General features: G+C 63.9%; 23 protein-coding genes. 13 read left to right on the forward strand and 10 right to left on the reverse strand.

The window, feature by feature from the left end; all coding sequences use genetic code 11:
- Window positions 1–161 precede the first annotated feature (161 nt).
- Together JV551A3_RS16160 and JV551A3_RS16165 are read left to right on the forward strand one after the other, a co-directional pair.
- On the forward strand, window positions 162–770 hold the full coding sequence (locus tag JV551A3_RS16160; RefSeq protein WP_133972323.1) for a cysteine dioxygenase family protein: 609 nt from the start codon (window positions 162–164) through the stop codon (window positions 768–770).
- Window positions 767–2,350, forward strand: coding sequence for a rhodanese-related sulfurtransferase (locus JV551A3_RS16165; protein ID WP_133972321.1), 1,584 nt, complete (start codon window positions 767–769; stop codon window positions 2,348–2,350). Before JV551A3_RS16160 ends, JV551A3_RS16165 begins: the two co-directional genes overlap by 4 nt.
- A 54-nt stretch (window positions 2,351–2,404) precedes the next feature.
- Here JV551A3_RS16165 and JV551A3_RS16170 read toward each other — a convergent pair whose 3' ends face one another.
- Window positions 2,405–3,292 (reverse strand): MerR family transcriptional regulator, encoded by an 888-nt coding sequence (locus JV551A3_RS16170; RefSeq protein WP_133972319.1) that lies wholly within the window; start codon window positions 3,290–3,292, stop codon window positions 2,405–2,407.
- Between the two features lie 151 nt (window positions 3,293–3,443).
- Between JV551A3_RS16170 and JV551A3_RS16175 the strand changes: the two genes are divergently transcribed.
- From JV551A3_RS16175 to JV551A3_RS16205, 7 genes are all read left to right on the forward strand, one after another.
- Entirely contained in the window at window positions 3,444–3,890 is a 447-nt protein-coding gene (locus tag JV551A3_RS16175) for a PAS domain S-box protein (RefSeq protein ID WP_133972317.1), read from the forward strand.
- Between the two features lie 101 nt (window positions 3,891–3,991).
- Complete coding sequence (locus tag JV551A3_RS16180; RefSeq protein ID WP_133972315.1) at window positions 3,992–4,414, forward strand: nuclear transport factor 2 family protein; 423 nt, start codon at window positions 3,992–3,994, stop codon at window positions 4,412–4,414.
- Window positions 4,411–5,163 (forward strand): SDR family NAD(P)-dependent oxidoreductase, encoded by a 753-nt coding sequence (locus JV551A3_RS16185; RefSeq protein ID WP_133972313.1) that lies wholly within the window; start codon window positions 4,411–4,413, stop codon window positions 5,161–5,163. Before JV551A3_RS16180 ends, JV551A3_RS16185 begins: the two co-directional genes overlap by 4 nt.
- Before the next feature lie 6 nt (window positions 5,164–5,169).
- Complete coding sequence (locus JV551A3_RS16190) at window positions 5,170–6,417, forward strand: NAD(P)/FAD-dependent oxidoreductase (protein WP_133972311.1); 1,248 nt, start codon at window positions 5,170–5,172, stop codon at window positions 6,415–6,417.
- Entirely contained in the window at window positions 6,414–7,223 is an 810-nt protein-coding gene (locus JV551A3_RS16195) for a DUF1365 domain-containing protein (RefSeq protein ID WP_133972309.1), read from the forward strand. Before JV551A3_RS16190 ends, JV551A3_RS16195 begins: the two co-directional genes overlap by 4 nt.
- Window positions 7,198–8,460 (forward strand): SAM-dependent methyltransferase, encoded by a 1,263-nt coding sequence (locus JV551A3_RS16200; protein WP_133972582.1) that lies wholly within the window; start codon window positions 7,198–7,200, stop codon window positions 8,458–8,460. The genes JV551A3_RS16195 and JV551A3_RS16200 overlap by 26 nt, the downstream gene beginning before the upstream one ends.
- Window positions 8,460–8,948, forward strand: coding sequence for a DUF2878 domain-containing protein (locus tag JV551A3_RS16205; protein ID WP_133972307.1), 489 nt, complete (start codon window positions 8,460–8,462; stop codon window positions 8,946–8,948). Before JV551A3_RS16200 ends, JV551A3_RS16205 begins: the two co-directional genes overlap by 1 nt.
- Window positions 8,949–9,384: 436 nt before the next feature.
- Here the strand turns inward: JV551A3_RS16205 and JV551A3_RS16210 are convergent, their stop codons facing one another.
- The 5 genes from JV551A3_RS16210 to JV551A3_RS16230 all read right to left on the reverse strand — a co-directional run bounded on the left by JV551A3_RS16210 (window position 9,385) and on the right by JV551A3_RS16230 (window position 13,617).
- Window positions 9,385–10,911, reverse strand: coding sequence for a cryptochrome/photolyase family protein (locus JV551A3_RS16210; RefSeq protein WP_133972304.1), 1,527 nt, complete (start codon window positions 10,909–10,911; stop codon window positions 9,385–9,387).
- Window positions 10,912–10,919: 8 nt separating this feature from the next.
- Complete coding sequence (locus tag JV551A3_RS30690; protein ID WP_166674249.1) at window positions 10,920–11,069, reverse strand: hypothetical protein; 150 nt, start codon at window positions 11,067–11,069, stop codon at window positions 10,920–10,922.
- A complete protein-coding gene (locus JV551A3_RS16215) occupies window positions 11,066–11,587 on the reverse strand; it encodes a chalcone isomerase family protein (protein ID WP_133972302.1) in 522 nt (173 codons plus the stop codon). The genes JV551A3_RS30690 and JV551A3_RS16215 overlap by 4 nt, the downstream gene beginning before the upstream one ends.
- Window positions 11,588–11,865: 278 nt before the next feature.
- Window positions 11,866–12,528, reverse strand: a complete 663-nt coding sequence (locus JV551A3_RS16225) for a DUF998 domain-containing protein (RefSeq protein WP_372239049.1) — start codon at window positions 12,526–12,528, stop codon at window positions 11,866–11,868.
- Window positions 12,529–12,702: 174 nt separating this feature from the next.
- Window positions 12,703–13,617, reverse strand: coding sequence for a LysR family transcriptional regulator (locus JV551A3_RS16230; protein ID WP_133972300.1), 915 nt, complete (start codon window positions 13,615–13,617; stop codon window positions 12,703–12,705).
- Between the two features lie 141 nt (window positions 13,618–13,758).
- Here JV551A3_RS16230 and JV551A3_RS16235 point away from each other — a divergent pair, with 141 nt between their 5' ends.
- The 3 genes from JV551A3_RS16235 to JV551A3_RS16245 all read left to right on the forward strand — a co-directional run bounded on the left by JV551A3_RS16235 (window position 13,759) and on the right by JV551A3_RS16245 (window position 16,169).
- Window positions 13,759–14,154 carry a RidA family protein gene (locus tag JV551A3_RS16235; RefSeq protein ID WP_133972298.1) on the forward strand — a complete coding sequence of 132 codons (396 nt, stop codon included), beginning with the start codon at window positions 13,759–13,761 and terminating at the stop codon, window positions 14,152–14,154.
- 164 nt (window positions 14,155–14,318) lie between these two features.
- Window positions 14,319–14,975, forward strand: coding sequence for an HAD family hydrolase (locus JV551A3_RS16240; RefSeq protein WP_133972296.1), 657 nt, complete (start codon window positions 14,319–14,321; stop codon window positions 14,973–14,975).
- A 282-nt stretch (window positions 14,976–15,257) separates the two neighbouring features.
- Entirely contained in the window at window positions 15,258–16,169 is a 912-nt protein-coding gene (locus JV551A3_RS16245; RefSeq protein WP_013972731.1) for a LysR family transcriptional regulator, read from the forward strand.
- Between the two features lie 147 nt (window positions 16,170–16,316).
- On the opposite strand, the gene JV551A3_RS16250 is transcribed toward JV551A3_RS16245, so the two are convergent.
- The 4 genes from JV551A3_RS16250 to JV551A3_RS16265 form a co-directional block, all read right to left on the reverse strand.
- A complete protein-coding gene (locus tag JV551A3_RS16250) occupies window positions 16,317–17,090 on the reverse strand; it encodes an IclR family transcriptional regulator (RefSeq protein ID WP_133972294.1) in 774 nt (257 codons plus the stop codon).
- Between the two features lie 65 nt (window positions 17,091–17,155).
- Entirely contained in the window at window positions 17,156–18,610 is a 1,455-nt protein-coding gene (locus JV551A3_RS16255) for an amidase (RefSeq protein ID WP_166674259.1), read from the reverse strand.
- Window positions 18,610–19,920: a citrate-proton symporter gene (locus JV551A3_RS16260; protein ID WP_133972290.1), complete on the reverse strand. Its 1,311-nt coding sequence runs from the start codon at window positions 19,918–19,920 to the stop codon at window positions 18,610–18,612. Before JV551A3_RS16260 ends, JV551A3_RS16255 begins: the two co-directional genes overlap by 1 nt.
- Before the next feature lie 82 nt (window positions 19,921–20,002).
- Entirely contained in the window at window positions 20,003–21,178 is a 1,176-nt protein-coding gene (locus JV551A3_RS16265; RefSeq protein ID WP_133972288.1) for a M20 aminoacylase family protein, read from the reverse strand.
- Window positions 21,179–21,664: 486 nt separating this feature from the next.
- Here JV551A3_RS16265 and JV551A3_RS16270 point away from each other — a divergent pair.
- The coding region (locus JV551A3_RS16270; RefSeq protein WP_133978907.1) for a hypothetical protein at window positions 21,665–21,897 on the forward strand (233 nt) is incomplete at its 3' end.

Consider the following 21,897-nt stretch of genomic DNA (forward strand, 5'->3'; position numbering starts at 1 on the left):
ACGAGCCTGGCAAGGGACGCATTCGCGCCTGGCCTGATTTGAAAGCAGAACAGCGCATCTGTAAATGCATTTTTTGCATATTAGCTTATGATAATTTTGCATTTTGATTATGGTTCACAGCTTTGCTAGGTTACTTCGAACCTATGAGCCGAGCCTTAACCATGAGCCATGACCTGCGCCCGGAGCGCCTGCGCCATTTCATCGAAAGCCTTGCCAGGCTGCTCGATCAACAGCCGGACGAAGCCACCCTTCTCGATCACGGTCACAACCTGCTGGCCGAACTGGTCGCCCATGACGACTGGCTACCGGATGACTTCGCCCAGCCCGACCCGCAGCGCTATCAGCAGTACCTGTTGCATTGCGACTCCCGCCAGCGCTTTTCGGTGGTGAGCTTTGTCTGGGGACCAGGCCAGCGCACGCCAATCCACGACCACCGGGTCTGGGGGCTGATCGGCATGCTCCGCGGCGCCGAGCATTCGCAAGGCTTCGCCCGCGACGAGGCAGGCGCGCTGCGGCCGAATGGTTCGCCGGTACGCCTGGTACCTGGCCAGGTGGAAGCGGTGTCGCCGCGCATTGGTGACATTCACCAGGTCAGCAACGCCTTCACCGATCAGGTATCGCTCAGCATCCACGTCTACGGCGGCAACATCGGCGCCGTCAAGCGCGCGGTCTACACCGAGGGCGGCAGCGAAAAGCCTTTCATTTCCGGTTATTCCAATACCCGCCTGCCCAATATCTGGGACCTGTCCAAAGAGAACCCTGCCCCATGAGCACCGTCACCACCCGCCATTACCACGACATCCGCCGCGCCCTGGTGGCCCGGGAGGAAGTGGCCCTGATCGACGTTCGTGAAGAAGACCCGTTCGCCCAGGAGCACCCACTGTTCGCCGCCAACATTCCATTGTCGAAGCTTGAGCTCGAAATATATGCACGGGTACCACGCCTTGACACCGCCCTTACCGTCTACGACGACGGCGAGGGGCTCGCTGACGTGGCAGCACAACGCCTGCTGGACCTGGGCTACCGCGACGTCGCAGTGCTGGAAGGCGGCCTGGCCGGCTGGCGCGCTGCCGGCGGCGAACTGTTCCGCGACGTCAACGTGCCAAGCAAGGCCTTCGGCGAACTGGTGGAGAGCGTGCGCCATACGCCCTCTCTGGCCGCCGAGCAGGTGCAGGCGCTGCTGGATGACGAAGCCGACATGGTGGTGCTCGATGCGCGCCGCTTCGACGAATATCAGACCATGAGCATACCCGGAGGCATCAGCGTACCCGGCGCCGAACTGGTACTGCGGGTGGCGGAACTCGCTCCCGACCCGGCGACCCGGGTGATCGTCAATTGTGCCGGGCGTACTCGCAGCATTATCGGTACCCAGTCACTGGTCAACGCGGGCATCCCCAACCCGGTGGCCGCCCTGCGCAATGGCACCATCGGCTGGACCCTGGCCGGCCAGCAACTGGCCCATGGCCAGGAGCGGCGCTTCGCCAAGGTCAGTGAGGGTACGCGCGCCAACGCTGCGCGCCAGGCGCGTGCAGTTGCCGACCGCGCAGGTGTGCTGCGCCTGGAGCGTAACGGGCTGGTCGACTGGCAGGCCGAAGCCACGCGCACCACCTACCTGTTCGACGTGCGTACGCCCGAGGAATACAACGCCGGCCACCTGCCCGGCAGTCGCTCGGTGCCGGGCGGCCAGCTGGTGCAGGAAACCGACCATGTGGCCAGTGTGCGCGGGGCGCGCATCGTGCTGGTGGATGACGACGGCGTACGGGCCAACATGAGCGCCTCCTGGCTGGCACAGATGGGCTGGCAGGTCGCCGTGCTCGACGGTTTGTCCGCAGAGCATTTCAACGCCACTGGCGAATGGCAGCCGCCGCTGCCCGAGCTGCCCGCCGCCAGCGAGATCGGTGTCGAGCAACTGGCCAGCTGGTTGCAGCAGGACGGCACTGTGCTGCTGGACTTCACCAGCAGCGCCAATTACGTCAAGCGCCATGTCCCCGGTGCTCACTGGGTGATCCGCGCCCAGCTGGCCGAGGCGCTGGAACGCCTGCCACAGGCCAGGCGCTATGTGCTGACCTGCGGCAGCAGCCTGCTGGCGCGCTTCGCCACACGCGATCTGCAGGCCCTCACCCGCACCCCGGTTTACCTGCTCAAAGGTGGCACCGCGAGCTGGATCGCTGCCGGACAACCGCTGGAAAGCGGCGAAACGCAGCTTGCCGTACCGCGCAGTGATCGTTACCGGCGCCCCTACGAGGGAACTGATAACCCTCGCGAGGCGATGCAAGGGTACCTGGACTGGGAGTTCGGTCTGGTTGAGCAACTCGCGCGCGATGGCACCCATGGATTCAAGGTGCTCTGAATCTGAATGCAAGTCCGAGGGGTTCGTCGGGGTTATCGTGGTAACAGGCGGCGATTAAAGGTCCAGGGCACCACCGAGCAAGGCGCCGAGCATGGCTGCAGCATCAGCGCGTTGCTCGTCCAGCAGACACAGCGGGAGGCCCTGCCAGGCTAGCTGCGATGCGGTCAGCCCCTCGCCCATCAAGGCCAGCGGACACGTGATGCCCATCTGCAACGAACGCAGGCGCTTGGCCAAGGCGGGGCTCACCTGCGCCTGAACCTTGATCACCAGTGCCGCAGGCTGCATCGCCGCACACAGTATGGGCAGCTCTTCCAGCGGCTGCCCGCAACCAAGCACTTCGATGCGTTGCTGCTCGCCGCTCAACAGCAGCCCGGCGCACAACAGCTGCAGTTCGGCTTGCCCCTCGCTGCCCGCCAGCAGCACGCGCGGTGCATCGGCCTGGTTCATCTGCAGACGCAGCAGCAGGCGGGCGCGCAGGAACATGTCCAGAAACAGCCATTGGCTCCGCTGGCCTGGCGCAGTGCCTGCAGCCAGGTCATGCCAGACCGGCATCAACACTTCACGCAGCGCGGTGGCCTTGGGCAAGATCGTGAACAACTGCCCATGGATGCTTTCCAGCGCTTGCGTATCAAATGCCTTGGTTGCGCGCACCACGGCGGCGCGCCAATCGTCAAAGGCCGAGTGCTGCTGCCCGGATGCCTCTGGCTGGCCTGCGAGAATATCGCCTACCTTGCTGATGGGCACGCCGCTGGCGGTCCAGCGCAGGATGTCGCGTATGCGCTGGACATCCCGGGCCGTATACAGGCGATGGCCACCCTCGGTGCGCTGCGGGCTGATCAGCCCATGGCGCCGCTCCCACGCACGCAAGGTCACCGGATTGATGCCGGTCAGGCTGACCACATCGCGCATGGGGAGCAAATCGGCTGGGGTGGCGTCAGTCATAGCAAGGGTTTATCCAGGTGGTTGCACATTCTAAACCCATAGGCACCTTCTGCGGCGAGCCTGCTTGGTTCATCATGCAACAAACGGCGCGAAGCCTTCTGCCGGAGGCCAAACTGCGCACATCGCATACGAAATGCCTGTAGGTGGCCCTATGATCAACGCAAAACTCCTGCAACTGATGGTCGAGCATTCCAACGAGGGCATCGTCGTCGCCGAGCAGGAAGGCAATGACAGCATCCTTATCTACGTCAACCCCGCCTTCGAGCGACTGACCGGCTATAGCGCCGAGGACATCCTCTATCAGGACTGCCGTTTTCTCCAGGGCGAGGATCATGACCAAGCGGCCCTCGCAACCATCCGCGAGGCGATCCGTGAAGGCCGCCCCTGCTGCCAGGTGCTGCGCAACTACCGCAAGGACGGCAGCCTGTTCTGGAACGAGTTATCCATTACGCCGGTGCGCAACGAGGCCGACCAACTGACCTACTACATCGGCATCCAGCGCGACGTCACAGCGCAGATCTTTGCCGAAGAAAAGGTCCGCGAGCTGGAGGCCGAAGTGGCGGAATTGCGCCGGCAACTGGGCCAGGCCGGGCGCTGAAAAAACCTGTACAAGATTGTTGACTTGTATAGATTTACGCTTAGGCTTCAGTTATACCTGTACAGCAGATCTTTTTTGTACAGGATTTTCTGGAGCTCAGCATGTCCGCGTACTTACAACAATTCGCCGAATGCTTCGCCAGCCTCGACGGGGGTAACCTCGACACACTTGAAAAGCTGTACAGCGAGGACATCACGTTCCGCGATCCGCTGCACCAGATACAGGGGCTGCCAGCCCTGCGGGCGTACTTCGCGCAGTTGTACGCCAACTCACACGACATCCGCTATGCCTTCTCCAGCATCGACGAAGTGATGCCTGGCCAGGGTTACCTGCGTTGGACCCTGCAGTTCCGGCACCCACGCCTGTCCCGCGGCCAGCAGCTCACCCTGCAAGGGTGCAGTTATTTGCAATGGCATGACCGGGTCCATTTTCACCAGGACTATTTCGACGCTGCGGCCCTGCTTTACGAACATGTCCCGCTCATGGGCGGTGCCATCCGCTGGCTCAAAGGCAGGCTCGCATGAGCCGCTGCTGGCTGACTGGCGCAAGCAGCGGTATCGGCGCCGCACTTGCGCAACACCTGCTGGAACAAGGCCATCAGATTGCTCTGGGCGCAAGGCATGCGGATCGTCTTGCGCCGCTGGCTGAGCGCTTTCCCGGGCAGGTAATGCTGGCCGTTGGCGATCTTGACGACCCTGTGCAGGTAGCCGCCATCGCAACCCGTATCGAGCAGGCCTGGGGAGCACTGGACAGGGTGATTCTAAATGCGGGCACCTGCGAGTATCTGGAGCCTGGCCATTTCGACCCGGCCTTGGTCGAGCGCGTGATCCGTACCAACGTCCTGAGTGTCAGCCACTGCATGGCCGCCGCCCTGCCCTTGCTTCGCGCCGGCCATCGCCCGCATCTTGTGGTGATGGGCAGTTCGGTGACCTGGCTGGCCTTGCCCCGCGCCGGCGCCTATGGCGCATCCAAGGCAGCCCTGCGTTACCTGGTGGAGTCACAGCGCATCGACCTGGCCCGCGAGGGCATCGCTGTCACCCTCGTCAACCCAGGCTTTGTCGACACACCACTGACCCGCCGCAACGATTTCCCCATGCCACAGCTTTGGTCGGCGCAGCGCGCCGCCAGGCACATTGCCAAGCGCCTGCCCGAACGCCCGCTGGAAATCAGTTTCCCTTGGCTTTTCACCCTGGTACTGCGCCTGCTCGGCGCACTGCCGGCGCGACTTCGCCTGGCGCTGGGGCAACGTCTTGCCCGTCATGAACAGGAATGATGATCCATGCGCATAGCCATTATCGGCAGCGGCATCGCAGGTCTGTCCTGCGCTCACCTGCTGTCACGCAAGCACGAAATCACAGTGTTCGAGGCCGAGCAATGGATTGGCGGCCATACGCATACCGTCGATGTGGCCTGGCAGGGCGAACACCATGCGATAGACACCGGCTTCATCGTTTTCAACGACTGGACCTACCCACACTTCATCCGCTTGCTCGACCAACTGCAGGTCGCCTCGCGGCCGACCGAGATGAGTTTCTCGGTGCATGACCCGGTCACTGGCCTGGAATACAACGGTCACGACCTGAACACGCTGTTCGCGCAACGTCGCAACCTGGTGTCCCCAGGCTTCTGGGGCATGCTTCGGGACATTCTGCGTTTCAATCGCCAGGCGCTCGCCGACCTGGATAACCAGCGTATCGATGCCAACGCTACCTTGGGTACCTACCTTCAGGCGCAGCGCTATGGGCAGCGCTTCATCGACCATTACATCGTGCCGATGGGGTCAGCGATCTGGTCGATGTCGCGCGCCGACATGCTCGGTTTCCCCCTCGCGTTCTTTGTGCGGTTTTGTCGTAACCACGGTTTGTTGTCGGTCAACCAGCGCCCACAGTGGCGCGTGCTTGAAGGCGGTTCGCGCAGCTATGTCGGGCCGCTGTGCCGACCATTCGTTGAACGCATCCGCCTCAACTGCAAGGTTTACCAGGTCAGCCGTGACGAAGGTGGCGTCACCCTGGTGAGTGCTGCCGGCACCGAACGCTTCGACAATGTAGTGTTCGCCTGCCACAGCGACCAGGCCCTGGCACTGCTGGAAAGCCCGAGCATGCAGGAGCGGGCCGTGCTTGGCGCCATCGGCTATGCCAGCAACGACGTGGTGCTGCATACCGATACCCGTCTGCTACCCCGCCGCAGGAACGCCTGGGCCAGCTGGAACTACCGCCTCGGCGGCCCGGAGCAGGCCCCTGCCGCGCTGACCTACAACATGAACATCCTGCAAGGTATCCAGTCATCGACAACCTTCTGCGTGAGCCTCAACCAGACCGCGCTGGTGGATCCGGCGCAGGTCATCGCCCGCTTCCGCTACGACCACCCGCAGTACAGCCTTGCCGCGTCCGCTGCGCAGGCGCGCCAGGCGCAACTGCAAGGCCGTCAACACAGTTACTTCTGTGGCGCCTATTGGGGCAATGGCTTCCACGAGGACGGGGTGGTCAGTGCGCTGAAGGTGGCCGCGCATTTCGGAGAACGACTGTGAACAGCAGCCTTTGCCTGGGCTGGGTCAGCCACCGGCGCGTGGCGCCGCGGCCCCACGCGTTCCGCTACCGCATCGGTATGTTCTACCTGGACCTGGACGAGCAAGCGTGGCTGATGGGCCTGTCACGCTGGCTGGGGCGCTGGCGCCTGGCGCCGCTGAGCTGGCGCCAGACCGACTACCTGCCAGCGCAGACCCGCCGGGGCGAGACGCTGGCCCAGGCTGCACGCTTGCTGGTGCGCAAGGCCACGGGACAGTTGCCTGAAGGCCCGGTGCACCTGCTCACGCAACTGCGCTGCTGGGGGCTGTCGTTCAACCCGGTAAGCTTCTATTTCTGCCATGACCGCGACGGCCACCTGACGGCGATCCTCCTGGAGGTGCGAAACACCCCGTGGCGTGAGCGCTACCACTATGTGCTGCCGGTACAAGGGAACCTGGCCAGGCCCTTCACCGTCACCAAGGCCTTCCATGTATCGCCGTTCATGCCACTGGACATGGACTACCGCCTGAGCTTCTGCCTGGACGCGGACCATGTACGCATCCACATGGAGAACTGGCAAGGCGGTCGCAAGCTGTTCGAGGCCAACCTGGCCTTGCACCGCCAGCCGCTGAACAGGGCGGCCCTGAACCGATACATCCTGGCCTTCCCCTGGATGAGCCTGCGCACCCTCTCGGCCATTTACTGGCAAGCGCTACGCCTGTTGTGCAAACGCACCCCCATTCATGACCACACCGCCAGCCAGGGGAACCTGGCGCTCGGCCAAACCTGCGAGGACCTTGATGATGCCGAATCCCACCTTGAGCGTTAGCAAGTTCGCAGGCCTTGCGCCATTGCTTGGCGGGCTGGCGCGAAGCGCCGTGCTTGCCCAGCTGGGCAAGCTGCGCCACGGCCACCTGCGCCTGCTCAGCCACGGGCAGCAATGGAGTTTCGGCGATGCCGACAGCCCCTTGCAGGCCGAGATGGAGATCCTCGATGACGCCGCCTGGGGCCTGATCGCCGGTAACGGCTCGATCGGTGCTGGCGAGGCTTACATCCACGGTTATTGGCGAAGCCCCGAGCTGGCGCTGGTGACTCGCCTGTTCGCTGCCAACCTTGAAGCACTCGATGCGCTTGAAGGTGGCCTGGCCCGCTTCGGCCGGCCTGCCCTGCGCCTGCTGCACCGGCTCAACCGGAACAGCCGGCGCGGCGCCCGGCGCAATATCCTGGCGCATTACGACTTGGGCAATGCCCTGTTCGAACGGCTGCTGGACCCGACCATGATGTATTCGGCAGCGCAATTCGAGCACCCCGGGCAGAGCCTGGAGCAGGCCCAGTTGCACAAGCTGGAGCGCATCTGCCAGAAACTCGAACTGCGCCCTGACGATCACTTGCTGGAGGTTGGCTGCGGATGGGGCAGCCTGGCAATCCACGCCGCTACCCAGTATGGCTGCAGGGTCACCACTACGACGCTCTCGGCGGCGCAGTACTGCCATACCCTGGAACGCGTTCAGGCCCTGGGGCTGGAGCACCGTGTGAAAGTGCTTCGCGAAGACTACCGCGACCTTCGCGGCAGCTTCGACAAACTGGTTTCGATCGAGATGATCGAAGCTGTGGGCCATCGTTACCTGCCGGTGTACTTCCGCCGTTGTGCCTCGCTACTCAAGCCCGAAGGCCTGATGCTGTTGCAAGCGATCACCATCCGCGATCAGCGCTATGCCCAGGCACGGCGGTCGGTCGACTTCATTCAGCGCTACATTTTTCCGGGTGGCGCCCTGCCTTCGCTGAGCGTATTGCTCGACACTGCCAGCCGGCACACCTCCCTCAATCTCATGCACATGGAAGATTTTGGCCTGGACTATGCCCACACGCTGCGGCACTGGCGGAAAAACCTGCGCCAGGCACGCTCAGAGCTCGCCGACCTTGGCTATGACGACAGGTTCCAGCGCCTGTGGGAATTCTACCTGTGTTACTGCCAAGGTGGTTTCGAGGAGCGCACCATCGGCGTTGCGCACCTGCTCTGGGCAGCGCCCCAGGCACGGCGCTCGCCCTTGGCTGACAGTGCCTGATGCCGGGCCGCTGGCTGGTCGCCAATGCCCTCTGGTTACAGGCCGGCTGGTGGGCCTGCGTGCTGGGCGCCGAACGCCCCTGGCTGTTGCTGCTGGTGATTCCGGGCCTGGCCATGCACCTGCACCTGTGCCCGGACGCCAACACCGAGGCCAAGGCGCTGCTGCGGGTAACGTCGGCTGGATGCCTGCTCGATAGCGTGCTGGGCGCGCTGGGCGTGTTCGGCTTCGGCACCTGGCCACTGCCGCCTTGGCTCGCACTGCTGTGGCTGGTGCTGGCCAGCGGCATGCGCCACAGCCTGGCATGGGCCGGCAGGTATTGGCGCCGTGGTGCACTGCTGGGCGCCATGGGCGGACCATTGGCTTATATAGGCGGCGCAAGGCTGACGGATGTCGCCTTGCCTTTAGGCCTGATGGAAACCGGCCTGCTACTGGTACCGATTTGGGCCTGCGCCCTGCCGCTGCTTGTGCGCCTGGCGGCAAAAGGCTGATGCCTGCCAGATAGCGACCGGGGGCGGCTGCGCAGCCCATCGACGCGGTTCGTCGCCACGACAAGCCAGGCTCCCACCTCGACCGCGCCGGCCTCAAGCCATGTGCAAATATCTGTAGGAGCGGCCTTGTGTCGCGATGGGCCGCGAAGCGGCCCCAGGTTTTCAGCTTTGCAGCAAAGATTGCCGGGGCCGCTGCGCGGCCCATCGCGACACAAGGCCGCTCCTACAAGGGCCAGTACTGGCTGAAGAGATATCCAAGACAGCTGCTCTCCCACCTCCACCGCGCCGGCCGCAAGCCATGCCAGCGATGAGGCCCTGGCTGGCAGCACACGGCTGCCACAGGGACAGCGTAAGACGTGAGGGCGATGCGGTCGAGGTGGGAGCCTGGCTTGCCGGCGATGGCCGTGAAGCGGCCCCAGCACTGGCAAACGGTTTTTTATACCTCCTGCGCCGTATCGAGCAGTGCCAGAAGTGACTGGCCACGCTGCCATACCGCATCGCGACGGCTGGCCGACATGCTGTCGAGACTACGATAGACCAGCGCCAGACGCGGGTTGGCCGAAAGCAGGGAGCGATGGCGAATGAGAAAATGCCAGTACAAGGCATTGAAAGGGCAGGCATTCTCCTCGACCAGCTGATCGACCCTGTAACTGCAAGCCTTGCAATGATCGGACATGCGCTGGATGTAACGACCACTGACGCAATAGGGTTTGGAGCCCAGATAGCCGCCATCGGCGTGCATCACCATGCCAAGCGTGTTGGGCAACTCGACCCAGTCGAAGGCATCCATGTACACCGCCAGGTACCACTCGCAAATCGCCGCAGGCACGATGCCGGCGAGCAAGGCGAAGTTGCCGGTAACCATCAGGCGCTGGATATGGTGCGCATAGCCCAGTCGTAGGGTCTGTCCGATGGCTTGCTCCATGCAGCGCATGCGGGTGCGTCCGGTCCAGTAGAACTCCGGCAACGCCCGCTCGTTGCCCAGATGATTGAGCCCGGCGTACGCCGGCATGCGCAGCCAGTAGATGCCTCGCACATACTCGCGCCAGCCGATCAACTGGCGGATGAAGCCCTCCGCAGCATTGAGCGGCACCCGCCCCTCGCGCCAGGCCTGGTCGACCTCATTGCACAGACAACGTACGTCCAGAAGGCCGATATTGAGTGCCGCGCTGATACGCGCATGGAACAGATACGGCTCGCCCTCCGCCATCGCGTCCTGGTAGTCACCGAAAGCCGCCAGGCCGAAATCCAGAAAATGCTGCCAGAGTTGTTGCGCCTCGGCATGCGTCACGGGGTAGTCGAAGCCGTCGATGGCCCCGTAGTGGTCGCGAAAGCGCTGGCGCACCAGGGCTACCACCGCTGCGGTGATCCCGTCCTGCGCGAAATGCGCAGCAAACGGCCCACGCAGCTTGCGGGGTAACGCCTTGCGATTGTCGCCATCAAAATTCCAGGCGCCACCCGCCGGGCTGCCGTCAGGTTCCATAAGCAGGCCGGTTCGCTTGCGCATGCCACGGTAGAAGTGCTCCATACGCAGCTGGCGACGCTCCCGGGCCCAGCGCGCGAAGGCTTCGCGAGAACACAGAAAACGTGTGTCGCGATGCCATACAAGCGGTAATGCAGCATCGCGCAACGCCTGCTCCAGGCGCCACTCACCGCACTCGGTGAGGTGGATGTGCGTGGCCCCCAAGGCGTGATACCAGCGCTGCAATTCGCCAACGATGCTACCGCTGTTGCCGTCAGCGTCGAGCTCCACATAATGCACCCGCCAACCGCGCTCACGCAGTGCCTGAGCGAAGTGACGCATGGCGCTGAATATCAGTACGATCTTCAGCGGATGATGCGGCACATACCGGGCTTCCTCCTGCACTTCCGCCATCAGCACCGCATCGCGGGCAGGGTCGAGAGCGGCCAGGTTTGCCAGGTCGAACGACAGCTGGTCACCCAGCACCAGGCCCAGGCGCATCGCTCGTGCTACCACTGGCGAGTCAGCGTCACACGCAGCGGCGCACCAGGGCCGTCACGGTGACCGCATATTTCATCCTGCACCACCTGCGGTACCGGCCGTTCAAGTTCCTTTGCTTCGCCGGTCGAGACCAGTTGGACAGGCGCGATCAGATTCATGGTTTCCCCTCTAGCAGACGCTGGCGCAGTTGTGGATCCCTGGCTCGCGGATCAAGCCAGATGGCAAAGAATGCCCGGGCAAACACCGGGTCGGCGATTGCGCGGCTGAGTTTGCCATCGACATAGAAGCGGCAGCCCTGCCCCGGCAGGTACAAGCCGGTGATGCGCATGCCAGGACGCACATCCACAAATGCCTGCTCCATTGCCGCGATCCACGCCGCGCGCCGCTGCGGCGTCACGCTGCCGGCATCCAGGCGGCGCATTTCCTCGAGGCTGGTCTGTACCAGCATGTCCTTGGACAATGCCCGGTGATAGACGAGCTCCAGGGCAAAAGGCCTGTTCCAGTCCTGAACCGGGCCTGCTGCCCATAACTGGGCGGTGTAAAGGCGCAGGCCAAACCAGGTGAACTCACCGACACCCAGCCGTTGTGCCCCCGGCAGCTCGGTTCGCCAGCCCGCCGTGGTCGACAGGGCAGTCAGTAGCAGGCAAAGGCCGGTCCAACGAGCAAGACGCGCCATACAGACCCTCAAGCGCCGCCAAATACTGTACGATATTATCATTATGTACAGTTATTTGATGATATTGCATAGATTTTGATGCGTGCATCTGGATGACATGGCGGCGCCTGCCGCCTATCAAGCGCGATCTCGAATCTAATGGTCTTGAGTGCGACACGCACTTCTGTGGGAGCGGGCTTACCCGCGAAGCAGGCGCCGCGGTGGATGGCACCGGCTGTGCCGGTGTTCGCGGGTGAACCCGCTCCCACAAAGTCCGCTGCAAGACGCAAGGTCGGCCACTAGCTGACGCTGGCCCTCGCTGGCTCACGGCGAAGTGCGGTCCAGGCCAGAGCGGCGATCCAAGCGACAGAAACGCCGTAATTGAGTCGCTGGTACAGGCCAAACCCATGACCGTCACTGAATGCCTTGGCCATCATTGCAACCGTCGCGAGAGCAAGGATTACACAGAGCGCCGAGAACCATTTGAACCCGGTCGATGACAGCAGTCTCTTGCTCAAGAAAAACCACAGACCGCTAGCCATAGTCAGCGAAAGAAACATCACCATTCCGGCAATGTTGTGTATCTGTTGAGAAGTGGAAGGCTGCGCAGGTACGCATCCCGCATCACAGGAGAAGTAACCTGTAGCGAAACTGGCCAAGCCGTGTAGCAATATGAACGCTGCGCTGACCAGAGCCAAACGCGAACCTGCGTACCGCCGCGCCAGACCCAAGGCGAAAAGCCCGAACAGTACCCCCAGGGGAAAATTGTTCACCCATGCGGAATAACTGTGGGTGGGAGCCCCAACCGCTCCTAGCTGGCTCATCGCCTGCTCGAAGTGGCTATAACCGGGGTAGCCAAACGAGGTAAGCGACACTCCAGCGAAGAGCCAGAATGGAATTAATAGCCCCAAGCTCAGCAATCTCTGATTAGTGGTATCCACGGCACACCTCTCCTTGGTCATGGCAGTGATCGATCCGTCTCTCACGAAATGCCTGATTCTAGAGGGGCCGCCGGCCGATGCGCCATCGATTTTCTTGCAAAACAGCTTGCGCATGCGTCACCTGTAGCCACCTCGATCCATGGATGACATCCAAGCCCCGACGCCTGCCCAGAACCTCCGAGTTTTACTCCTGCCTCACCCAACCACAGGCGCATGCTCGGCAATCAACTCGATTATCCAGTCGATAAACACCCGCACCTTGGCGCTGACATGGCGATTCGGCGGGAATGCCAGATACATCGGCATTGGCGCCATCTGCCAGTCTTCAAACAGCGGCAGCAGCTCGCCGTTGGCCAGGTGCGGCTTGGCCATGTACTGCGGTAGCCAGATTACACCCAGGCCAGCCAGGCCGGCGGCAAGGTACGCATTACCGTCGTCGACCGTCAGCTGCGAGCGACCCTGGGCTTCCATGCGCTCCTCACCCCGCTGCATCGCGTAGGGCAAGGCCTTGCCAGTACGGAACCAGAGGAAGCCGACGGTGGTGTGTCGGCTCTCCTCTAGCTCACGGGGGTGCACCGGCGTACCGAAGCGGTGCAAATAGCCGGGCGCGGCATAGATGCCGAGTTTCAGATCGCCCACATGCCTAGCCACAAGGGATTGATCGGTGATCTCGCCGCCACGCACCACGCAGTCGACGTTCTCACCAATGATGTCGACAATGCGATCGCTCGCGCCCACGGTCAGCTGAATTTCTGGATAACGTGCAAAAAACCCCGGCAAGGCTGGTATGAGCAGCATCCGCGCCAGTGGGCTGGGTACATCCACTCGCAGCCGCCCGCGCGGTGTCATCGACGCGCTGGACAAGCTGGTCTCGGCGTCGTCAATGTCGCCAAGTAGCCGGACGACGCGTTCGTAATAGGCCGCACCGTCGGCGGTGACGTTGACCTTGCGTGTGGTGCGGTTGAGCAGGCGCACACGCAGCCTCGCTTCCAGTTGCTGAACGAGCTGCGTCACGGTGGTCTTGCTCATGTGCAGTGTGGCTGCCGCCTTGGTGAAACTGCCAGTTTCCACCACGCGGACAAATGCCTGCATCGCATCGAAACGGTCCATCCCACGCCTCGCTCGTGCCTGGATTGTTTGGATTATACAAACAGTCATGACCAGCGCTGCCCGTTTATTCAGGTCGGTGGCCTTTCTTATAGTGGCTTCACCATAAACACCGGGCCGCCAGGGCCCCGAACGAGGTATGCAATGTCCAGCAAACGTGATGTCGTTTTCCCGCCTGACCGCCATGCATTGTATGAGCTCCACCGCTACTCGCCGGCGATTCGCTCCAACGGTTTTCTGTTCGTATCCGGCCAGGTCGGTAGCCGCAAGGACGGCTCGGCCGAGCCGGACCTCGCGGCGCAGGTTCGCATGGCCTTCACCAACCTCAACGCGATACTGGCCGAAGCCGGCAGTAGTTTCGAGGATGTGGTTGACACGACCATCTTCATGATCGACCCCGACTCGAAATTCGAAACCATCTGGGAGGTGGCGGCCGAATATTGGGGCGAGGCGCCCTATCCGACGGTGACCGCCATCGGCGTGACCTGGCTGTCCGGCTTCGACTTCGAGATCAAGGTGATCGCGCAACTACCGCAATGATGCTGAAGGCTATGTGGCGCGCAGGCGCCAACCCCGAGTTCGAGCACAGCTCTGCCAAGGCTGCCGTAGTCCAGTACACTTGGGAGGTCGCGAAGCTCACGTGACGCCAAAGGCAAAAGAATCTTCCTTCTGGCTCGCCCATGATTTCTGGACCTGGATACCCAATGCTGACTGCCCTGCTGTTCGACCTGGACGGAACCCTCACCGACACTGACACCTTGCACCTGCAGGCCTTTCGCCAACTGCTGCACGAGCATGACGGCCGCCAGCTGAGCCAGGCGCAGTTCGATGCCCAGGTCAGCGGCCGCGCCAATGGCGAGCTGTTCGCCGAGCTGTTTGCCGGTGCCAGCGCCGAGCAGTGCCAGGTGCTGGCCGACCGCAAGGAGGCGCTGTTCCGCGACATGTCGCCGTCTCTGGAGCCGATGCCGGGCCTTGTGCGCCTGCTGGAACATGCCCGGGCTCGCAACATCGGCATGTGCGTGGTGACCAATGCGCCACGGCTGAACGCCGAGCACATGTTGAACGCCATGGGCCTGGGCCAGCGCTTCGCGCATGTGCTGGTGGCCGAGGAACTGGCACGGCCCAAGCCAGACCCGTTGCCCTACCTGACCGGGTTGCAGCGGCTGGGTGCCGAGGCCGGTCAGGCACTTGCCTTCGAGGATTCGCTGCCGGGGGTGGCGGCAGCGCATGGCGCGGGGATCTTTACCGTGGGCGTGGCCACTACGCAGACGCCGGAGCGGTTGCTGGCGGCGGGGGCCGGGTTGGTGATCGATGATTTCAACGACCCACGGTTGTGGGCGTTGATCGAGCGTCGGGCTTGAGGTATGTGGTGGATTTGAGATCGAGCGCCGCCCGCGCGGCGCTTCGCAGCACAAGGCTGCTCCTACATTTGTTTCGGGCCAGTTATTCCTGAGGCGAAAACGCGCGGCCCCTCGGCGTCCATCTCGATATCGTGCCGGGCAAACAAGGCGGTCGCGTGCGCTGGCACAGGTGATACTGGCCCGAAACAGATGTAGGAGCAGCCTTGTGCTGCGAAGCGCCGCGCGGGCGGCGCTCGATCTCAAATCCACCATAACCCCCAAGCCGTACACCCCTAGGCCCCCATGCTGATCGACGAAGAACTGACCCTCAAGAAGCTGGAAACCTTCCTCGCCTTCATGCGCACCGGCAACCTCGGCCGCGCCGCTGTCGAGCTGGCCACCAGCGCCGTCAGCGTGCACCGCGCCATCCACTCGCTGGAAAGCGCACTACGCTGCCCGCTATTCAAGCATGAAGGCCGCCAGCTGATCCCGCTGGAAAGCGCCTACGTGCTGGAAAAGAAAGCCCGCCAGCTGATCCAGGACGCCGAGCAGATGGTCCGTCAGACCCGCGAGGCAGCCGGCTTCTATGCCGAACGCTTCCGCCTGGGCGCGCTCTACTCGCTGACGGTGAAAACCGTGCCCAAGCTGGTCATGGGCCTGAAGCTGCGTCGCAGCGAGCTCAACATCGACCTGACCCTGGGCTCCAACGTCGACTTGCTGCAGCGCCTGAAGAACCACGAGCTGGAGGCCATCCTCGTGTCGCTCGACGAAAGCGTCAGCGACCCAGCCTGCGAGCAGTTGCCGCTGTTCTCCGACGACATCTTCCTCGCCGTGCCCATCGATTCGCCCTTCGCCGAGCAGGCCGAGGTGGATCTGGCCGACCTGGCCGACTCCACCTTCATCACCCTGACCCAGGGCTTCGCCACCCACCGCGATGGCGCCCGGGTGTTCCAGCAGGCCGGCTTCGAACCCAAGGTGGCCATGCAGGTGAACGATATCTTCACCCTGCTGAGCATGGTCAGCTCGGGCGTGGGCTTTGCCCTGCTGCCAGGGCGTATCGCGGCGGTGTACGAAAACCGGGTCAGGCTGATTGCGCTGAAGCCGCAATATCGCTTGCAGCAGCATATCGGTGTGGTGTTCCTCAAGGCGCGGGAGCGGGAGCCGAATTTGCTGGCGTTGCTGGCAGAGTGTCGGATGTACAGCCTGGAGCGTTGAGGGGCCTCGGAACACAGCTTCTTTTGTTGTTTGCTGCACTGGCCTCTTCGCGGGTAAACCCGCTCCCACAGGTACCGAGCCGGCCTCGGGCAACCCACTTTCACTGTGGGAGCGGGTTCACCCGCGAAGAGGCCGGTACAGGCTGACTCAAACCACCAAGGCCCGCTGCACCTCCCCCACCGTTGTAGCCAGGCTGTTCAGGTGCAGGTTCAACACCCGTTCCACCGGTGCCTGGTCCAGCGGCCAGTGCAAGGCAATGCTCCCGGCCAGGCGCCCTTCGGCATGCACCGGCAGGGCAATTGCGCGGATCAGGAACGGCAAGCGCACCGGGTACTCCCAGTGCCCTTCGGTGCGCTGGCCGAACCCCTTGTTCGCTTCCGCCTCGATATCGCGCAGCACCGTCTCGTCGCCCACCCGCTCATGGGCCGCCAGGCGCTGCACTTCATCGACCGCCAACTCACCCAGACACGCACGTCCCATCGCCGAATGGAACAGGCTGGCATGATGGCCGACGATCTGGCAGGTGTGCGGGTAGCGCTTGCGCAATACCTGGGGAATGGCGCTTTCCATCACCTCCAGCCGCTCGCCGTCGAAACACGACAAGTCGGCCACCAGCCCGGTGCGCTCGCTCAATTCCAGCAACATGGGCGCGGCATGTTCCACCAGGCGCCGCTTGAAACGCAGCTGGCGGTCACCGAACAGGCGCCGCGCGCACAGCCGGTAACGCCTGTCGCTAAGGCCGCGGTAGACCCAGCCCTGCTCCTGCAAGGTGGCGAGCATGCGCGACACCGTGGCCTTGGGCAGCGCCGTCAGGTAATGCAGTTCTTCCAGGCCCAGGGCCTGGTGTTCTCCCAGCAGGTCGACGATGGCCAGCGCCCGCTCCACCGAACGCACGCCGCCACTGTCTGCCGTGATGCCCATGAGTGTGACCTCCCTGTAGCTGGATGGTCAGGATAGCCAGCAAGATCCGCGCCTGCCCAGCAGTTTCATGGCGCTTGCAGGCTCCCGGGTGGGCGCCGCGCTACCCAACGGGTGAGCTGTTCATGGGCATGGGCCAGCTGCAGCACCGCATGGTCGGCCTGGGCCGGGCCGATGATCTGCAGGCCCATGGGCAACCCGGCAGCATTGAAACCGACCGGTACGCTGATGCTCGGCAAGCCGGCCAGGGTCGGCCCTATCACCACTTCCATCCAGCGGTGATAGGTGTCCATCGTCCGCCCCCCGACCACCGTTGGCCAAGGTTGCCGTGCATCGAAAGGGAACACCTGGGCCGATGGCAACAGCAGGTAATCGTAACGCTCGAACAGCTTGCCCAGCGCCCGGTACCAGTCGCTGCGTACCACTGATGCCTGGTACACCGCCGCCGCGCTCAGTCGCAGGCCACCCTCCACCTCCCACTGCGCCTCGGGCTTGAGCAGCGCGCGCCTGCCCGGGTCGGCATAGGCCGCAGCGAGGTTGCCGTGCACCAGGAAGTGGCGATGGGTCAGCCAGCATTGCCACAAACGCGCCAGGTCGAACGCCGGCTGGCAGGCCTCGATCCGGCAGCCCAGTTCGATGAAGTCCGCCAGGGCCGCTTCGCACAGGCTCAGCACCCCGTCATCCATCGCCAGGTAACCGTCGTAGTCGCCCAACCAGCCGACCCGCACGCCGCGGAAATCGCGCTGCAAACCGGCGGCAAAATCGTGCCGGCCCTCGCTCAGCGACAACGGCGCCCGCGCATCGAAGCCTGCCTGGGTCGACAACAACCGCGCCACATCCACCACGCTGCGGCCCATCGGCCCCTCGGTGGCCAACTGCTGCACGAACAGTTCCGGCGCCGGCCCGTGCGGTACGCGGCCCTGCGACGGGCGCAGGCCATACACGTTGTTGAACGCCGCCGGGTTGCGCAGCGAGCCCATCATGTCGCTGCCGTCGGCGACCGGCAGCAGGCGCATGGCCAGCGCCGCCGCCGCTCCGCCGCTGCTGCCGCCGGCCACCTTGCCCGGGTCGTAGGCATTGGTGGTGGTGCCGAACAGGGTGTTGTAGGTCTGCGAACCAAGGCCGAACTCCGGCACATTGCTCTTGCCCACGATCAGCGCACCACTGGCCCGTACCCGCGCGACGCTGATCGCATCCTGCTCGGGCACCTGTTCGGCGAACAGCGGCGAGCCCAAGGTGGTGCGCATCCCGGCCGTGGCGGCCAGGTCCTTGATCGCCTGGGGCATGCCATGCATCCAGCCGCGCGAGTGGCCACGGGCCAGCTCGCGGTCACGCTCATCGGCCTCGGCCAGCAGCGCCTCGGCCGGGCGCAGCGACACCAGCGCATTGACCTGTGGGTTGAAGCGTTCGATATGCGCCAGATAAGCCTGCATCACCTCCCGGCACGACATCTGGCGGGCATGGATGGCCCGGGACAACGCCTCGGCATCGAGGGCAACGATGGGGTCGATGGCTAGCGGCATCACGGTTTCACTCCAAGGTTGAAAGCGGCAGGCTTGCTCGCACGGGGGGCTTCTTTCAGGCAATAGGTGCCCAGCAGTGTCAGCAGGCAGGCGAACAGCACATAGAACGATGGCGCCACCGGGGTACCGAGCACCTTGCTCAGCCAGGTGACGATCAACGGGGCGAAGCCGCCGAACACCATCACCGCCACGTTGTAGGCCACCGACACCCCGGTAGAACGCACCTCGACCGGGAACTGCTCGGCCAGGGCCGTGGGCGCCGGTCCGAAGAAGCCCCCGATGGCGGTGCACAGCAGCAATTGCATCACCAGCAGCCGCTCCAGCGACGGCGCGGCAGCCACCCACACATACAACGGGTAGACCATGACGAAGAACGCCAGAGTGAAGGCCATCAGCACCGGCCGCCGCCCCAGCCGGTCAGACAACGCCCCGGCCAGTGGGATCACCACGGTCATCAGCCCCACGGCAAGCATCTGCACCAGCAGCACCTGGTCCAGCGGCAGCCCCAGGTTCTTGTGAGCGAAGGTCGGCATGTTCACCAGCACCACGTAGAACGACACCGTCGCACCACAGGCCAGGCCCATCGACACCAGCAGGCTGCGTCGGTGCTCACGCAGCACCTGCCACAGGTTGGGCGACTGGCCCTTGGCCTGGCGGCGCGCCTCGATGAATTCCTCGGGTTCTTCCATGTGCTTGCGAATCCACAGCCCCACCGGGCCGATCAGCAGGCCGAGCACGAACGGGATCCGCCAGCCCCAGCTGTCCAGCGCCGCAGGCGTGCACAGGTGGGTGACCAGGGCCACCATGGCCGCCCCGGAGAACACCGCCAGGCACTGCCCTACAAGCTGCCACGAGCCATACAGGCCCTTGCGGTGGGCCGGCGCGCTCTCCACCAGGAATGCCGTGGCGCTGGCATATTCGCCGCCGGTGGCAAAACCCTGCAGCATGCGCGCCACCACGATCAGCATCGGCGCGGCCATGCCGATGGCCAGGTAGTCGGGGGCAAAGGCGATCATGGCAATGGACACGGTCATCAGCCGGATGATCATCTGCATCGCCGCCTTGCGGCCCTTGCGGTCGGAATACATGCCCAGCAGCACGCCCCCCACCGGGCGCATGAAAAAGCCGACGCCGAAGGTAGCCAGGGCCATCAGCAGCGAGGCGTATTCGTCGTCGGAGGGGAAGAACTGCCGGGCGATGATACTGGCCAGAAAGCCGTAAACGATGAAGTCATACCACTCCAGGGCGTTGCCGATGACGGCGGCGACCACTTGCCGGGTACGCGACACGCCGGTGCTCGAAGTCTGCATAGGAAACACTCCACACAATGATTGGGTGATCGCCCAGGCGCGGTCGCGCCCGGGTTCCAGCGGCAGTCGTCAAAAGGAAAGGTCAGGCGGGCGCGAGCCAGCGCTCTGCCAGCGCGCCCCAGTAGGCGGCGCCGGTCAGCAGGATGTCGTCGTTGAAGTCGTAGGCCGGGTTGTGCACCATCGGCCGCGATACGCCATTGCCGATGAACAGGTAGGCGCCCGGGCAGCGTTGCAGCATCCAGGCGAAGTCTTCGCTGCCCATCAGCTTGCGGGTGTTGCCATCCACTGCCTCGGCACCGAGCAACTCCACCCCCACCTGCCGGGCGAAGGCGTTTTCCGCGGCGTGGTTGACCAATACCGGGTAGGCCGGGCGGTGTTCGATGGTGGCGCGGCAGCCAAAGCTCTCGGCATGGCCGACGATAATGGCACGCACCCGCTCCAGGGTCTGCGCCCGTACCTCGGCGTTCAGCGCGCGCAGGCTCAGGCGCAGCAGCGCCTGCTGCGGGATCACGTTGGCCGCTTCGCCGGCCTGCAAGGCGCCGACGGTGACCACGGCCGCCTCCTGCGCATCGATATTGCGCGCCACCACGGTTTGCAGGGCCATCACCACACTGGCCGCCGCCACCAGCGGGTCGACGGTCAGGTGCGGCATCGAGCCATGGCCGCCAACCCCGTCCAGGGTCACCGTGAGCAAGTCTTGCGAGGCCATCATCGGCCCCTCGCGAAAGCCCAGGTGCCCGGCTGGCAGCCCGGGCATGTTGTGCATGCCGAACAGCGCATCGCAAGGGAAGCGCTCCAGCAAACCATCGGCCAGCATCGCCTCGGCGCCACCCTGGCCCTCCTCGGCCGGCTGGAAGATCAGCGTCAGCGTCCCGTCGAACTGCCGGGTCGCCGCCAGGTAGCGTGCGGCGCCGAGCAGCATGGTGGTATGCCCGTCATGGCCGCAGGCGTGCATGCAGCCTTGGTGCTGGCTGCTGTAGGCGGCGCCGGTGGCCTCGTGTATGGGCAGCGCGTCCATGTCGGCGCGTAGGCCCAGGCGGCGTGGGCTGTTGCCATTGCGCAGTACGCCGACCACGCCGGTCTTGCCGATACCGGTATGCACCTCATAGCCCCACGTTTCGAGCAGTTGGGCAACCAGTGCCGAAGTGCGGCTTTCTTCGAAACCCAGTTCCGGGTGAGCGTGGATATCGTGACGGATTGCGTGCAGGTCGCTGGCCACATCGTTCAGCCAGGCCAGGATGTGCTGATGTCGGGACATGTAGAGCCTCCTCGCGCGGGTGGTTTCCCGTTCTTGTTGTTCGCCTTGAGGTCACGACGGGTGAGGCAGGTCGTGCTTGGCTGACAGATAAGCGCGAGTGACGGGGGAGCACAATTGAATGTGGTTCCGCTGGGTGGAACTAGTGCAGGGTTTGAAAGCTCCAGTGCCTATGAGATCGAGCGCCGCCCGCGCGGCGCTTCGCAGCACAAGGCTGCTCCTACATCTGTTTCGGGCCAGTGAGTCCTGGGGCAATTGCGCGCGAGCCCCCGGTGCACGGCTCGATATCGCGTCGTATAAACAAGGCGGTCGCGCGCGTCTGGCACAGGCATGACTGGCCTGAAACAGATGTAGGAGTAGCCTTGTGCTGCGAAGCGCCGCGCGGGCGGCGCTCGATCTCATAGGCGCCAAAAAACTCAAACCATACCCTAGCGACCCCACAGCGCTTTACTGCTACCTTCATCNCCGACCCCAGCCAAGGACCGCCCCATGCCTCCACGCCATACGCCCCCAGCCGGCTTCGTCCGCGTCCGTGGCGCCCGCGAGCACAACCTCAAGAACATCGACGTCGATATCCCTCGTGACGCACTGGTGGTGTTCACCGGCGTGTCCGGCTCGGGCAAGTCCTCGCTGGCCTTCTCCACCCTCTACGCCGAAGCCCAGCGGCGCTATTTCGAATCGGTCGCGCCCTATGCACGGCGCCTGATCGACCAGGTCGGCGT

The organism is Pseudomonas inefficax (assembly GCF_900277125.1).
GTDB lineage: Bacteria > Pseudomonadota > Gammaproteobacteria > Pseudomonadales > Pseudomonadaceae > Aquipseudomonas > Aquipseudomonas inefficax.